The following is a 13572-nucleotide window of genomic DNA, read 5'->3' on the forward strand; positions in this document are numbered from 1 at the left end:
AGCGGGAGGCTCGCATGAAAAAATCCGAAGCTTATATAAAAATCATCGCTTTGGCTGTGTGCGCCCTTCTTGTTTGTGCCGTTTTAGCCGATATATACCGTTTTCGTGTTTGTTTTAAAGCTGCAAAAAACATACCGCCCTTTTCGCAAACGGTTCTTATGCGCTTTTCGCTCTACGGTTCCGGCAGCGATACGGTAAGTGCAGTGTTTTATTTGTATAATTCACAAAACAAAGAATTGGCGGCTATTGAACGTTCATGGAAGGGCGCAAGTTTGGCGATTGACTTTGTCGGCGCACGGTTTTCAGGAAAAACGGTATATTTTCCCCGCTTTATATACGGCTATTTTTCCGAACTGTTTCCCGTGCGCTCTTCGCGCAAAGGAACGCGCTTAAGCCGCTATTATATGCAAAATAAAAACTGCCTTTTATACGATTTTAAAGGTTATGAAAAAGACTTTTTCCGCTTGGCGCGCTATGCCCTGCGCCCCGATATATTCGGGTTAAGCCAGTATATTTCCGGTGCTTTGAACAGTAAACACCTTACTCTCAGTTTAGCCGCCTGCGAACCGGGAAAAACCTATATAATTAAAACCGATTCAAACGGCGGCCTTGAAGTGCTGGCGGAATAATCGCAGTGTTATCGATATAGAGAAATAAAATATTTTATGGCATTATACCGTCTGTTATGCTATAATTGTATGCAGCAGGAGGCTTTTATGAATCGTAAAGTTTTTTGTGAAAAAGACGGAATTTTAATTACATATACCGATGGCGATGTCTGTTTTGAAGATTGTAAAACGGCCGAAGCCGTTTTGCTTACAAATGACGGAAACGTAATTCATTCCGATTTCGGTTTGGAAAGGAATGAATATTTTAAAAATTATCTCAAGCAAATTTATCCTTCGATAACCGCATTCCGCAATCTTGATGCGTTGGAGAGTGCTTGATGCCCATATACCTTCGTACCGCAGGATATAAAATTTATTTTTGGTCAAATGAAAGTGATGAAGCTATTCATTTTCACATTACAAAAGGCAATCCCGGTAAAAATGATACAAAGGTTTGGGTTTTATCGAACGGGTCTTTTAAACTTGCTCACAATAAGGGAAAAATTTCCGAGAAGGATTTGTCCCGTATTTTTTCCGCTATGCAAGGTTATTATTTTGATTTTATAGACTTTTGGAAAACTTATCATAATGGAGAAGTCAAATTTTATAATTGATTCGGTTTTAAAACATATATGAGAAAATATTGAAAAAATGTTTCTGTCCGATCATTTGTCAATCGGAAAAGCTTCGGTAAAAAAGTCGGGGTTGACGGCTCTTCCTAAAAGGCGGACTTCCCAGTGCAAGTGAGGGCCGGTCGCCAAACCCGTCGCTCCGGATAAGCCTATTTTTTGTCCCCTGCCGACAATTTGGCCCTCTTCCACATTAAACTCGCTCAAGTGATAATACAAGCTGTACAAGCCCGGAAGATGTTCGATAACCGCCGAATAACCCGTGGATACACGCTTTTCGGCGAGTACAACCCTTCCCCTGCCGCATGAAAAAACGGGTGTTCCCGTAGGAACTCCGAAGTCTATACCGTAATGAAGCCCCGTGGACGATTTTCCGTCGGAATACGCATAAACGCGCCGGTCGGCAAAAAAAGCGGTGCGCCGTTTTTGCGTTACGGGAAGAGAAAAGGTTCCGCGCTGATAAACCGCATCATAATCGATTGTTTCAAGAATCGTATTTAAGCGCTCTATTTGTTGTTTCCGCACAGTGCTTGTGTCCGTCTTTATTGCGGTATTGCGCCCGTCAAGCTGTATTGTTTCGCTTACGAATTCTTTGGGCTGTATAAGCAGGGGAAGGGATAAAACGGTTTCTTTTTTACCGCGCAGTTTGTATGAAAGCGTAATCGTGAATGTTCCGGGTTCATACCACGAAGAAAGGGGAATAAGGGCAATATAGCGCTTCTCTTCGGATGCCGCCGTCTGTCCGCTGCTTACTTCATACAGTTTTGCATTTATAAGAACCTTATCGACGGAGGGAGAACGTAATTCCGCACGGGCGTTTTCCAGCGTACTGCTGCGCAGGGTAAAACGAATAAATGCCGCATCTCCGGGAAAAGCTTTGTCCGTATATTCAATATAAAGCTTTTTATTTCCGTCCGGAAAAAGACGGGGCCCCTGTCCGAAAACCGAGTCCGTTTTTGCCGATTCGGCCTGAAGCTGAAAGATCAAAAGCAGTACGGATAAAACCGCACATACGGTCGGCTTTCCGCCGATGTACTTATACATTGATTTTCTCCTTTATTGCAGCCTTTTTATATCAATCCGACTTTTTACAGTCTTTTAATATAATTTGCGGTTTTTCCATACCGTTAAAGGTATTGCGTTCGATATTGAAAATAATATCTATGCGGTCGCCCACATCGAAGTCGCGTTTTAAACGTTCCGACTGCTCCCAAAAAAAGGCAGGCCATTTGTTTTTTCCGCAGTCGAGGGTGAGCTTTAAATGCGGTTTTTCCTTTTTGCCGATGATAATATCGGCTGCGGCAATCTTTAGCTTTTGAGCGCCGAATAAAAGCAGGGGATTTTCTTCACCGTAGGGCTCAAAGCGGTCAATTAAATCCAAAAGCCCGGCAGTCATATAAGCGGGCGGAAGTTCCGCATCGATATTGAGGAGGTCCGCTTCGCCGGCGTCCTTGTTCAGCTCCATAAAGGCGGCAAGATTTTCCAGGCGCTGTAAAATTTCTTCAAATTTTGAGCTTTCAAAGCTGAACCCTCCTGCAAAGGCATGGCCGCCGTAGTTTAAAAATAAATCGCCGCACGAGTTTAAAAGCGAAGTAATATCGTAACCGAGGGCGGAACGTATTGAACCGACCGCCTTTCCGTCGTCGAAAAAGGTAATAACCATTACGGGAACCTGTAAGCTTGAGGCAAGCCGTCCTGCGGCAATTCCCGTAACGCCGCGGTGAATCCGTTTATCGGCGGCTACGGCGAGGTTTCCGCTGAAACGGCTTAAACTTTCGCGGGCGGCATGTGCGGCAATCGAAACGGCTTCTTCGGTAAGCAGTTTTCTTTGTTCGTTTAACGAAAACAATTCATCGGCCAAAGCGCTGCGTTTTGCAGGTTCCTGTTCGGTAAATAAGCGGACAGCCAGGTCGGCCCTGCCCAGTCTGCCCGCCGCATTAAGGAGGGGAATGACCTTCCACGATAAGTCGACACTGCTCATTTTTGTGCCGTGAAGGCCCATACGCGTAAAAAGTTCGGAAAGACCGGGACGAAGCCGTCCTTCGTTAATGGAAGCAAGCCCCTGACGGACTAAAATACGGTTTTCGTTTTTAAGCGGCACGATGTCAGCGAGGGCGGCGAGGGCGGTAAGCTGGAGCTCGGCCGTTTCCGTTCCGGCTGCGAGGACTGTTGTTTTTGCGGCGCCCGTACCGGCAGCTTCGGAAAAGGAGGCGTGTTTTGCCGCATAGGTTACAAAGAGATTAAAAAATGCATCCAGTTCTCCGTTTTCGCCTTCCCGGTAACGTCCGATGCGCGAATGAATCTTTAGGCGCAGTAAACTCATCTGTGCCAAAGCTTCGCTTTTACGCGCAATTTCCGGACGGATATCGAGCATATTGAATTCGACTCCCGTACCGAATGCCTTTGTAAGCATCTTTTGTTGAAGCGGCGCATCCCAGCAAACAATTTGCTGGCCGTGAAAAAATTTAACGAGACGCGTTTCCTGTATGGAAACGACGCCCGGCACAACGATCTCTTCAATACGCTCTTTTTCGCATAAATTAACGGTTTTAAGGGCTTCTACAAGGTACGAATCGTTAAGCGGGCGCACGTTTAAAAGACATATTTCCTGCTTGTACAATTCCGACTGCGAAAAGCGGAGTGCGCATAAGAGTTTGTAAACAGCCGCACAGCCCGAAATTTCTTTAAAAGGATAAGGTGTTCCCGGCATTTTGGGGTTGATAATAATCGCGGGAGAAGGAACTTCGTCGGGTACGGTGTGATGGTCAACAACGATAACATCGATACCCGATTCCGCCGCCTTCGCGATTTCTTTATGATTTGAAATACCGCAGTCCACCGTTATAATCAGGCTGCCGTACGATGCGGCAAACTCTTCGACACAGCTTATGCTTAATCCGTAATCGTCATTGCCCTGAGGGAGTTTCCATGATACGTCAATACCCATTTTTGAAAGATATTCATATAATATCGTCGTACTGCTTATGCCGTCGACATCGCGGTCGCCGAAAATAAGCACCTTTTCACCCTCATCGCGTGCCTGTAAAATCCTGTCTACGGCATCTTCCATCGCCTCGAATAAAAAGGGATTGTGCAAATAACGCTTATCGTCTTCCATGTAAAATAAAATGTCGGCACCGCTTGTAATGCCGCGGCGCGCCAGAATGGAAGCACTGAGGGCATCGCAGCCGTAACGTTCGTGCAGTTCTTTAACCGTTTCTTTTGAAATTTCTTTTTTCAGCCAGTTCATTGTGGTGTCCTTAATATAAGCTGCCCTATAAAATGCCTTTGCCGGCTTCCAGGGTTTTCAGTTTTGTATCGGCGCATGCCTGTGCAAGGTAATACAAAAAGTCGCGTAATTCCCGTAAACTCTCCGTATTCGGGCGCAAAGAGCGCGCTTCTTTATGGCTTTGTGCAAGAACGGCATGCAAAAAGCCGATGCTTTGTGCTCCGAGAGGGAAAATCCCTGCCTCCCGGTCTCGGCCGCTTTGGATGCAATCCGCACAAATAAAGCCGTTTTCCGCGGCCGAAAAGCATACCGGAACTTCGTTTTCACAATGCGTACACCGGGTTCCCGTATTATACAAGCCGGTCAGATGAATATAGCGCCATAAAAAACGAAGAAGGCCCGCTTGCGCTTCTTCTTCGCTGCATATATCCAATCCGTCCAAAAAGCCATTTGCCAATATCCATACAGCCGTCCAGTCCGCCGCCCCCTGTGTTTTTAAAATCAATTCGGCGCAAAGGGCGGCCGCACAGGTTTTATATACGTTTTCCCGTATGCCCGTTCTGCAGCGATCCGGATAAAAATCGGTTAATTTTATCGACTTTTTTACCGTATCGGAATACAGCCACATTTTACCGCTGTGATAGGGCGATACAAGGGATTTGAAGCGGCCCTTTTTCCCGCCGTATACCGTTACGGAAAAAATACCCTTTTCGGGACTCAGGGCAACGGCAAAGCGGTTGTTTTCGCCCGAGGCTTTTACCGAAAGAATAAGGGCTTCTACGGCGGAATTGCGGTTCATACGAACAGTATAGCATAAAATGTAAGCGATTGACAGGGCTGCTTTAGCAATGTATCATGGATCCTATGCTCAAACACGTACCTGCAAAAATCATCGCCCTCGATTTGGATGACACCCTTTTAAAAGACGATTTAACGATTTCGGACTACACCGTATCCGTTTTACAGGAAGCGGTAAAAAGGGGAATCTATGTTACCCTGTGCTCGGGAAGAACGGATAATGCCATATTGACGTATGTCCGCCGTCTTGATATTGCGGGTACTCAGGGCGGCCGTTATATTATTGCGCAAAACGGAACTTCAATCAGCGATTTGCATGAACGCAAGGCTATTTACAGCCGCGTACTCGAAAGCGATATCTTAACCCATGTGTACCGGAAAGCCTGTGAACTGTCTTTGGTATGCGAAGTATACGACGCAAGTACGATTTATATTCCGTATAAAAACGAATGGACCGACATAGACGTAAAGCTCAGCGGACTGAATCAACAGGTTGTCTCGGATTTTGAAACTTTTTTGATGAAGGGACACCCGAAAACGGTTGTTCCCGGAGAACCCGAGGTTCTTCAAAAACTGCAAGCGGAATTAAAAAAAGAAATAGGGGAGCGCTGCGTTATATTTACCAGTAAACCTTATTTTCTTGAAGTTATGCCGAAAAATACGGGCAAGGGTGAAGCTCTTATATGGCTTGCCGAGTATTTGGGAATTGCTCAAAGCGAAACCGTGGCCTTCGGAGACGCTATGAACGATGAATCGATGATACGTCTTGCAGGTACAAGCATTGCAATGAAAAACGGCCTTCAAGTTATAAAAGATATGGCAGCCCATGTCAGCGAATATACGAATGATGAAGACGGAGTTGCCCGCTTTATACAAAAATATGTACTGAACAGGTAGGGCAAAACTCCAAATTAAAGTAAGCGGTACTATGTGTACCGCTTAAAATAAACCTTGTTTTTTTTTAAATCCCCCCTTATACTGAATACATGCAGGCGATTCCTTTAAATACCGACTCTTCTCCCGAAGCCGTTATTGAGCTTTTGTTTAAACTCAAAATAAAGGATGTAATGACAACCGATGTTATTACCGTATCTCCGACAAGCACTATGCGTGAAATTCAGCTTCTTATGAAGGAAAAACGCATAACGGGCGTTCCCGTTGTTGCGGGTACGGGGCTTGCCGGTATTGTGTCGATGGACGATATCGTAAACGCCTTTGACAAGGGCACCATCGATGAAGTTTGCGAAAAGCACATGACGACCAACACGATTGTACTGCAGGAAAACATGCCCATATCCTTTGCCGTTTCTTACTTTAACAAATACAAGTTCGGCCGCTTTCCCGTATTAAATGCCGAAAATAAGCTGACCGGTATTGTGTCCGCTTCCGACGTTATTGAAGCCCTGCTTGTCGCTATGAATAAAGAAGTGGAGCGTTTGGAAAAAGAAACACAGGATGCTCTTAAAAAAGCTCCCAATCGGGTGCTTGAGTTCAAAACCGAACCCTTTAACTTTGAAACGGCGGGCAGGGCTTCAACCGAAATAAAAAAGCTCCTGCGCTCCATGGGCGTAAGTCCTGCGGTTGCCCGCCGTATCGGTATTGCAAGCTATGAACTTGAAATAAATCAGGTTGTGCATTCAAGCGGCGGCATTATGCGCTATTATATAACCAGCAGTAAACTCGTTATAGAAGCGGTGGATTTCGGCCCGGGAATCCCCGATATAGAACAGGCTTTATGTGAGGGCTTTTCCACCGCAAGCGATAAGGTACGCAGTTTCGGCTTCGGTGCGGGGATGGGATTACCGAATACAAAACGCGTGTCGGACGACTTTTCGATTCAATCCGAGGTGGGGAAGGGTACTACCATTCAGGCTTTATTTAATTTGGAGGCAGCCGATGAAGCTCAGTGAAATAGCGCAAAAGCTTGATTTACGCGCTTTGTTTGAGCCCTATGACGACAGGGAGGTTATTACCGCCTATGCCGGAGACTTGCTCAGCGATGTTATGGGGAATGCGGGCGACGAAGCCGTATTGATTACGATTCAAGCGCATAAAAATACGATAGCAGTGGGTTCCCTAAAAGATTCTCCCGCAATCATTATCTGTAACAATCGTCCCGCCGCCGACGATATGCTTGAAGCGGCAAAGGATGAGGGTATAGCCCTTTTTGTATCGGATAAAAATCAATTCGAAATTGCGGGAAAACTGTACGCTCTGCTTCATCCATGATTATAAAGGCCGATTTACACCTTCATTCATGTCTTTCTCCCTGCGGCAGCTTGGAAATGTCGCCTTCTTTAATTGTAAAAACCCTCAAACAACGAGGAGTTGCCCTTGCCGCCCTTACCGATCACAACACGGTTTTAAACTGCCCCGCCTTTGCCTATCACTGTAAAAAAGAGGGTATAGCCGCCCTCTACGGTATGGAAGCGCAGACAATCGAAGAAGTACACGTTCTTTGCCTTTTTTCCGGCCTTGATACGGCCCTTGCCTTCGGGGAGGAAATATACGGCTTAATGCCTCATATAGCCTTTAATCCCGAAAAAAACGGAGATCAAGTGTATGTGGATGAAAACGATGATATTATCGGCGAACTGGAGTCTTTTTTGATTGTGAGTGCGGAATTGAGTATAGACGAGCTGGCGTCCCGCGTACATAAACTGGGCGGTGCCGTTATCCCCGCCCATGTCGAACGTCCGGCTTTTTCGATGGTCAGTCAGCTGGGCTTTATTCCCAAGGGTGATTGGGACGCCCTTGAAGCGGTACGACTGCCTCCCGAAGGAGTCGACACCTTAGGCTATCCGCTGACAACTTCTTCGGACGCCCACTATCCTGAGCATATCGGCAGGAGAGCTTTTGATTTGGATTTGGCGGATGCGCCCTTAAAGGGGAGGGGCGGCTTATGCCGTGAAGACGGCAGCGTCGATATGGACATCTTTAAACAAGCCCTGCAGCGCCGCCCCCGTTTATAATACCTTTTGTAAAAATTGCTGTAAACGCCTGTTTTTCGGGTGATTGAAGATTTCGTCGGGCGTTCCTTTTTCGGCAACAACACCTTCGTCCATAAAGAAGATGGTGTCGGCCACTTCGCGTGCAAACCCCATTTCATGGGTTACAACCGCCATAGTCATTCCTTCGGCGGCAAGCTCCCGCATAAGCGAAAGAACTTCGCCGACCATTTCCGGATCGAGGGCGCTTGTAGGTTCGTCGAAAAGCATAACGTCCGGCCCCATTGCCAAAGAGCGCACAATTGCGATTCTCTGCTTTTGCCCGCCCGAAATTTGCGAAGGATAGACATCCGCCTTTTCTTCCAAGCCGATGCGTTTTAAAAGAGACAGGGCCTTTGCGCGTGCTTCCTCCTTTGTTGCAAGTTTTTGCGTAACGGGTGCAAGCATAATGTTTTGTAAAACGGTTAAGTGCGGAAACAGGTTAAAGTGCTGAAACACCATTCCCATTTTGCGCCGAATCTTGTCTATATCGGTTTTAGGGTCGGTCAATTCAATCCCTTCAAAGAGGATGCTGCCGCTTGTCGGCCGTTCAAGTAAATTAAGGCAGCGTAAAAAGGTACTTTTACCGGAACCCGAAGGCCCTATAATGACGATTTTTTCGCCTTTTTTGATTGTTTCGGTAATGCCGTTTAAAACGCTTAAATTACCGAATTGTTTTTTTAAGTTTTTAACCTCTATCACTTTGCGCCAGCCTTTTTTCAAAAATCGAAAAGAACTTAGTCAGTCCGAGGGTTATAACCAAATACAACAAGCCCACCGATAAAAGCGGAATCCACGCATTATAGGTTGCATTGCGGATCATATCGCCGGCCTTGGTTAAATCCGTAACGGCGATAAAACTTGCAACCGCCGTTTCTTTAATAAGTACGATAAACTCGCTTGTATAAGCCGGAAGCGCCGCCTTTGCCGCTTGAGGAAACACGATTTTTAAAAAGGTTTGCCTTTTCGATAAACCCAGGGAGCGGCCGGCCTCCGTTTGGCCTATATCAACGCCCTGAATGCCGGCACGGAAGAGTTCCGTACAATAAGCTCCGGAGTTGATACCGTATGCGAGAACGGCAACCGTCAATCTGTTTAAGCCGAGAGGGGCAAAGATAACAAAATAAAAAATCATAAGCTGGGTTGCCAAAGGAATCCCGCGGATAAGGGTTGTATATAATTCTCCTACGGCGCGTAAAAAACGTTTTTCCGATATTTTGAAAAGGGCAAAAATACAGCCTAAAACGGTGCCTATTATAATAGCACATAGGGATATATACATAGTGGTACCCAATCCCTGTATCAAGAGTTTCCAGCGATCTGCCGCGATTATCGTATCATAGACGGATTGAAACACCGCTTACCTCCAAAAAATGCGCGGGGACTTGCCCTAAAAACCGACCGGATTTTAACCCCCCCCCCGGTTTCAGACAAATCCCCTGCGCATATTCAATTCCATATTATTTTTTTATGATTATAACCTGTTCGGATGCAAAATAAGGATCGGAAAAATCAACGTTCTTTTTGCGTTCTTCGGTTACCGACATACCTGCGGCAATAAAGTCTATTGCTCCCGCCGAAAGGGCCGGAATAAGGCTGTCAAAGGCCATGTCGATTACTTCAAGTTTTGCCTTATAATCCTTTGCAATGTATTGGCCCATTGTAATGTCAAATCCTACTACATTCGTTCCTTCGACGTACTCAAAGGGAGGGAAGGAAGCGTTGGTTCCCAGCTTGACGGTTTTTCCCTGCGCATTGTCGGTCAGTACGGGCGGAATTTTTATCTTTCCGTCGGCCGGCATAAAGGCCGCAATCAGCTTTTCGTAGCCGCCGTTTAATTTAAGGGTTTTTATTGTAGCATTGATAGAATCCAATAAAGCCTTGTTTCCCTTTTTTACGGCAATCGCATATTCTTCTTTGGCAAATTTATCCGTTACAATCATTAAGGACGGATTTTTTGCAACGATTTCTTTTGCCGGGAGTTCGTCCAAAACAACCGCATCGAGGGCGCCGTTTTTTAAGTCGAGGGCGGCATCTATACCCGATTTAAAAGAAACCAGCTTTGCTCCGGGAAGGTTTTCCTGTACATAGAGCTCTCCGGTTGTTCCGGCTTGTACGCCGATGCGTTTTCCGTCCAAATCGGCAGCCGATGTAATGGACACCCTTTCTTTTGCGCCTCCGGCAAAAATAAGGGCGCCGGCCAAAATCATCAATACACAGATGCTTACAAATTTTTTCATACTATACCTCCTATGTGTAAGCGGCAATCTCTAAAAAATCGGTCCGTTTTTCGGAGATCCTGAGTTTATTTTTTTACCATAATAACCAATCCGGTTTTATAATACGGAATTGAGAAATCCACGTTTTTTTTCCGCTCTTCGGTGACGGTCATACCTGCGGCAATAAAATCTATCGTGCCCGACGCCAAGGCGGGTATGAGGCTGTCGAATGCCATGTCGACGGTTTCGAGTTTTGCCTTATAGTCCCTTGCAATATAGCGGCTTAGGCTTATATCGAAGCCGACAAGCGCATTACCGTCTATGTACTCAAAGGGCGGAAAAGCCGATTCCGTACCGAGCTTTACCGTTTTACCCTGTGCGGGATTTGCAGGCGGTGCGGGGATTTTTATCTTTCCGTCAGCCGGCATAAAGGCTTCGATAAGCGTGGCATAGGTTCCGTCTTTTTTTATGTTTTCCACGGTTTTATTGATGGAATCCAATAAAGCTTTATTTCCCTTTTTTACGGCAATTGCATATTCTTCTTCGGAAAGAAATGTGTCCAATATCGTGAGGTTGTTGTTTTTTGCAACGATTTCTTTTGCCGGAAGTTCGTCCAAAACAACCGCATCGAGGGCTCCGGTTTTTAAATCCATTGCGGCATCAATTACGGATTTAAAAGAAGCAATCTTTGCGCCCGGATAGTTTTCCTGCACATAGAGTTCGCCGGTTGTTCCGGCCTGTACTCCGATACGCTTGCCGTGTAAATCGTCTGCGGATAAAACGGCGTTTTTTTCTTTAGTACCCGCTGCGCATAAAAAAGCGCTCATTAACATGCATACACACAATACGGTTGTCTTTTTCATAAGGTCCTCCTCATACATGCAGTATAAGATACGGAGTGAATATTGTCAATAAGAAAATGCATAATTATGCACAAAATACAATGTTTTTTTGCATAATTTTAGGTTTTTATTCGGTTTTAAACTAAAAATACGCTTTTTATGCATAAAAAGCGACGTTTATACGGCATCCTGCAAAATCTGCAGACAGGCGGAGAGTTTTTTGTTTAAGGAGTTAAAAATTTTTCAAGCCTGTCGAGCGCTTGTTCCCATTCGGAGTTTAAAGATTCCAGCTCTGCCGACAGATTTTCTATTTGATTTTGTACCGCACGGCTTTTTTGAATATCCGAATAAATTTCGGGCTTTGCAAGCTCGGCTTCAAGTTTTTCTTTTTCTTTTTCCTTAAGCGTAATTTCTTCCAAAAGGCGCTTTTCGTCTTTTTCGAGCTTGCGCCGTGCGGCTTGTATTTTTTTTTGCTCTTCGTAGCTTAAGGGGGCGGCCGGAAGCGGCAGTTGTCCGGGTGCCTCGGACGAGGCCATCGGAGGCGCCGCTATAGCCGAAGACGATACCGCGGTTGAATCTTTATCCGCGGAAGGTACGACTTTTTCTTCGGATACGGCGCTTGCGTGTTTTACGCGCTGTTCCATATAATAATCGTAAGGGCCCGGATACAGGCTGTATCGGCCGCCGTTCAATTCCAAAATGCGGGTTGCAAGGCTTTGGGTAAAGCTTCTGTCGTGCGAAATAAAGATAACCGTTCCGCCGAAGTCTTCAAGGGCGTGTAAGAGGGCGTCTTTTGAATAAATGTCCAAGTGGTTTGTCGGTTCGTCGAGAATCAATAAGTTAACGGGACGCAGCAACAAGCGTAAAAGGGCAAGGCGGCTTTTTTCGCCGCCGGAAAGAACGTTCACCGATTTATAAATATCGTCGCCGCGGAATAAAAAGGCTGCAAGCATATCGCGCAGTTTGGGAACAAGGTCTGTCGGAGCTTCGTTTTCAAGCATATCGATAACGGAAAAATCGCCCTTGAGCATTTCGGCATTATCCTGACTGAAATAGCCTATGCTCACGTTTGCACCTAATGCGGCGCTTCCTTCGTAATTTTTGTCTTGTCGGGCAAGGATTCTCAGCAGGGTCGTTTTACCCGCCCCGTTGCGTCCGGTAACGACGATACGCTCTCCTTTTTCCACGGTTAAGTCGATATTGTGTAAAACCCTGTGGGAATACGATTCCCCGTTTTCCCGTGTTCCCGAATAGGTTTTGCCGACCCGCTCCAGGCTCAACACAATGCGCCCCGAATGCGGAGCGCCCGGAAAAGAAAAACGGATTTTTTTTAAAGATTCGGGAATTTCTATCAGTTCCGTTTTTTCCAGCTGTTTTATGCGCTCCTGTACCTGTGCGGCCTTTGAGGCGTTATATCTGAAGCGCCGGATAAATTCTTCGGTTTTGCGGATTTTTTCCTGCTGAAGTTCGTAGCGCGCGGTAATACCTTCCATTTCGCTTTGGCGGATGCGCTCGTATGCGCTGAAGTTTCCGGCATAGCGGTGCAGTTCCGCATTAAAGAGTTCGTATACTTCGTTTACGCAGGTATCCAAAAAATAGCGGTCGTGGCTTACCAGTAAAAAGCCTCCGGAAAAGTTGAGTAAAAAATCCTCAAGCCAGGTACGCGCTTCTATATCCAAATAGTTTGTCGGTTCGTCCAAAAGCAAAATATCGGGATTTTGAAGCAGTACCTTTGCCAAAGCTATTCTCATTTGCCAGCCGCCGGAAAATTCTTCGACGGGTTTGAGAAGATCCCCTTGTTCAAAACCCAAGCCTGCAAGCACTTGTTCGATTTGCGTATTGCGGTAATACCATTTTGAATCGTTTAAAAAATCGGTAATTTCCTGATAGCGTTCCAGGAGCGGCATCTGGGCTTTTTCATCCGAAAGGGTTTTTAAACGTTCTCCTATATCTTCCATTTCGGCGTGCAGACGGTAGCCTTCGGCAAAGGCTTTATCCGCTTCTTCACGCAAATTTGTTCCCGTATGTACGATACCCGACTGGGGCAAATAGACAATGCGGCAGTTTTTTTGAACGGTTCTGTCTCCCGAATCGGCTTCGCTTAAGCCAGCGGCTATTTTCATCAGGGTTGTTTTGCCGCATCCGTTTGCTCCTGCAAGGGCCGCTCTGCTTTGTTTACGCAGATTTAAAGTGACGTTTTTTAAAATTTCCCGCGCGCCGAATTTTAAGCCGATACCCGATAACTGTAAAAAGGACATGA

15 protein-coding genes are annotated in these 13572 nt (G+C 46.0%); 7 read left to right on the forward strand and 8 right to left on the reverse strand.

Going from position 1 to position 13572, the window contains the following annotated elements; genetic code table 11:
* The first annotated feature begins 14 nt into the window (after nt 1-14).
* The 3 genes from V1L52_RS00075 to V1L52_RS00085 all read left to right on the forward strand — a co-directional run bounded on the left by V1L52_RS00075 (nt 15) and on the right by V1L52_RS00085 (nt 1222).
* Nucleotides 15-629, forward strand: a complete 615-nt coding sequence (locus V1L52_RS00075; RefSeq protein ID WP_428770254.1) for a hypothetical protein — start codon at nt 15-17, stop codon at nt 627-629.
* An 87-nt stretch (nt 630-716) separates the two neighbouring features.
* Entirely contained in the window at nt 717-947 is a 231-nt protein-coding gene (locus V1L52_RS00080) for a hypothetical protein (RefSeq protein ID WP_428770255.1), read from the forward strand.
* Entirely contained in the window at nt 947-1222 is a 276-nt protein-coding gene (locus V1L52_RS00085; protein WP_428770256.1) for a DUF4160 domain-containing protein, read from the forward strand. Before V1L52_RS00080 ends, V1L52_RS00085 begins: the two co-directional genes overlap by 1 nt.
* Nucleotides 1223-1273: 51 nt before the next feature.
* On the opposite strand, the gene V1L52_RS00090 is transcribed toward V1L52_RS00085, so the two are convergent.
* The 3 genes from V1L52_RS00090 to recO are packed head-to-tail and all read right to left on the reverse strand — an operon-like array spanning nt 1274 to nt 5265.
* Complete coding sequence (locus V1L52_RS00090; protein ID WP_428770257.1) at nt 1274-2281, reverse strand: M23 family metallopeptidase; 1008 nt, start codon at nt 2279-2281, stop codon at nt 1274-1276.
* 31 nt (nt 2282-2312) lie between these two features.
* Nucleotides 2313-4487, reverse strand: a complete 2175-nt coding sequence (recJ, locus tag V1L52_RS00095; RefSeq protein ID WP_428770258.1) for a single-stranded-DNA-specific exonuclease RecJ — start codon at nt 4485-4487, stop codon at nt 2313-2315.
* 25 nt (nt 4488-4512) lie between these two features.
* A complete protein-coding gene (gene recO, locus V1L52_RS00100; RefSeq protein WP_428770259.1) occupies nt 4513-5265 on the reverse strand; it encodes a DNA repair protein RecO in 753 nt (250 codons plus the stop codon).
* 65 nt (nt 5266-5330) lie between these two features.
* Between recO and V1L52_RS00105 the strand changes: the two genes are divergently transcribed.
* The 4 genes from V1L52_RS00105 (at nt 5331) to V1L52_RS00120 (ending at nt 8236) form a co-directional block, all read left to right on the forward strand.
* Nucleotides 5331-6161, forward strand: a complete 831-nt coding sequence (locus tag V1L52_RS00105; RefSeq protein ID WP_428770260.1) for a Cof-type HAD-IIB family hydrolase — start codon at nt 5331-5333, stop codon at nt 6159-6161.
* 89 nt (nt 6162-6250) lie between these two features.
* Entirely contained in the window at nt 6251-7174 is a 924-nt protein-coding gene (locus V1L52_RS00110) for a CBS domain-containing protein (RefSeq protein WP_428770261.1), read from the forward strand.
* Nucleotides 7161-7493 (forward strand): hypothetical protein, encoded by a 333-nt coding sequence (locus V1L52_RS00115; protein ID WP_428770262.1) that lies wholly within the window; start codon nt 7161-7163, stop codon nt 7491-7493. The genes V1L52_RS00110 and V1L52_RS00115 overlap by 14 nt, the downstream gene beginning before the upstream one ends.
* A complete protein-coding gene (locus tag V1L52_RS00120) occupies nt 7490-8236 on the forward strand; it encodes a PHP domain-containing protein (RefSeq protein WP_428770263.1) in 747 nt (248 codons plus the stop codon). The genes V1L52_RS00115 and V1L52_RS00120 overlap by 4 nt, the downstream gene beginning before the upstream one ends.
* On the opposite strand, the gene V1L52_RS00125 is transcribed toward V1L52_RS00120, so the two are convergent.
* The 5 genes from V1L52_RS00125 to V1L52_RS00145 all read right to left on the reverse strand — a co-directional run bounded on the left by V1L52_RS00125 (nt 8231) and on the right by V1L52_RS00145 (nt 13570).
* Entirely contained in the window at nt 8231-8953 is a 723-nt protein-coding gene (locus tag V1L52_RS00125; RefSeq protein WP_428770264.1) for an amino acid ABC transporter ATP-binding protein, read from the reverse strand. The genes V1L52_RS00120 and V1L52_RS00125 overlap by 6 nt on opposite strands.
* On the reverse strand, nt 8940-9608 hold the full coding sequence (locus V1L52_RS00130) for an amino acid ABC transporter permease (protein ID WP_428770265.1): 669 nt from the start codon (nt 9606-9608) through the stop codon (nt 8940-8942). The genes V1L52_RS00125 and V1L52_RS00130 overlap by 14 nt, the downstream gene beginning before the upstream one ends.
* A gap of 103 nt (nt 9609-9711) precedes the next feature.
* A complete protein-coding gene (locus V1L52_RS00135) occupies nt 9712-10491 on the reverse strand; it encodes a transporter substrate-binding domain-containing protein (protein ID WP_428770266.1) in 780 nt (259 codons plus the stop codon).
* Nucleotides 10492-10556: 65 nt separating this feature from the next.
* Nucleotides 10557-11333: a transporter substrate-binding domain-containing protein gene (locus tag V1L52_RS00140; RefSeq protein ID WP_428770267.1), complete on the reverse strand. Its 777-nt coding sequence runs from the start codon at nt 11331-11333 to the stop codon at nt 10557-10559.
* Between the two features lie 203 nt (nt 11334-11536).
* Nucleotides 11537-13570 carry an ABC-F family ATP-binding cassette domain-containing protein gene (locus V1L52_RS00145; protein ID WP_428770268.1) on the reverse strand — a complete coding sequence of 678 codons (2034 nt, stop codon included), beginning with the start codon at nt 13568-13570 and terminating at the stop codon, nt 11537-11539.
* Nucleotides 13571-13572: the final 2 nt, after the last annotated feature.

This window comes from Treponema sp. HNW (genome assembly GCF_050320395.1).
Lineage (GTDB): Bacteria > Spirochaetota > Spirochaetia > Treponematales > Treponemataceae > Treponema_C.

Bases quoted from the DNA above. Each gene is read 5' to 3' on its own strand.
- V1L52_RS00075 (WP_428770254.1), top strand. From the start codon at position 15: ATGAAAAAATCCGAAGCTTATATAAAAATCATCGCTTTGGCTGTGTGC.
- V1L52_RS00080 (WP_428770255.1), top strand. From the start codon at position 717: ATGAATCGTAAAGTTTTTTGTGAAAAAGACGGAATTTTAATTACATAT.
- V1L52_RS00085 (WP_428770256.1), top strand. From the start codon at position 947: ATGCCCATATACCTTCGTACCGCAGGATATAAAATTTATTTTTGGTCA.
- V1L52_RS00090 (WP_428770257.1), bottom strand. From the start codon at position 2,281: ATGTATAAGTACATCGGCGGAAAGCCGACCGTATGTGCGGTTTTATCC.
- recJ (WP_428770258.1), bottom strand. From the start codon at position 4,487: ATGAACTGGCTGAAAAAAGAAATTTCAAAAGAAACGGTTAAAGAACTG.
- recO (WP_428770259.1), bottom strand. From the start codon at position 5,265: ATGAACCGCAATTCCGCCGTAGAAGCCCTTATTCTTTCGGTAAAAGCC.
- V1L52_RS00105 (WP_428770260.1), top strand. From the start codon at position 5,331: ATGCTCAAACACGTACCTGCAAAAATCATCGCCCTCGATTTGGATGAC.
- V1L52_RS00110 (WP_428770261.1), top strand. From the start codon at position 6,251: ATGCAGGCGATTCCTTTAAATACCGACTCTTCTCCCGAAGCCGTTATT.
- V1L52_RS00115 (WP_428770262.1), top strand. From the start codon at position 7,161: ATGAAGCTCAGTGAAATAGCGCAAAAGCTTGATTTACGCGCTTTGTTT.
- V1L52_RS00120 (WP_428770263.1), top strand. From the start codon at position 7,490: ATGATTATAAAGGCCGATTTACACCTTCATTCATGTCTTTCTCCCTGC.
- V1L52_RS00135 (WP_428770266.1), bottom strand. From the start codon at position 10,491: ATGAAAAAATTTGTAAGCATCTGTGTATTGATGATTTTGGCCGGCGCC.
- V1L52_RS00140 (WP_428770267.1), bottom strand. From the start codon at position 11,333: ATGAAAAAGACAACCGTATTGTGTGTATGCATGTTAATGAGCGCTTTT.
- V1L52_RS00145 (WP_428770268.1), bottom strand. From the start codon at position 13,570: ATGTCCTTTTTACAGTTATCGGGTATCGGCTTAAAATTCGGCGCGCGG.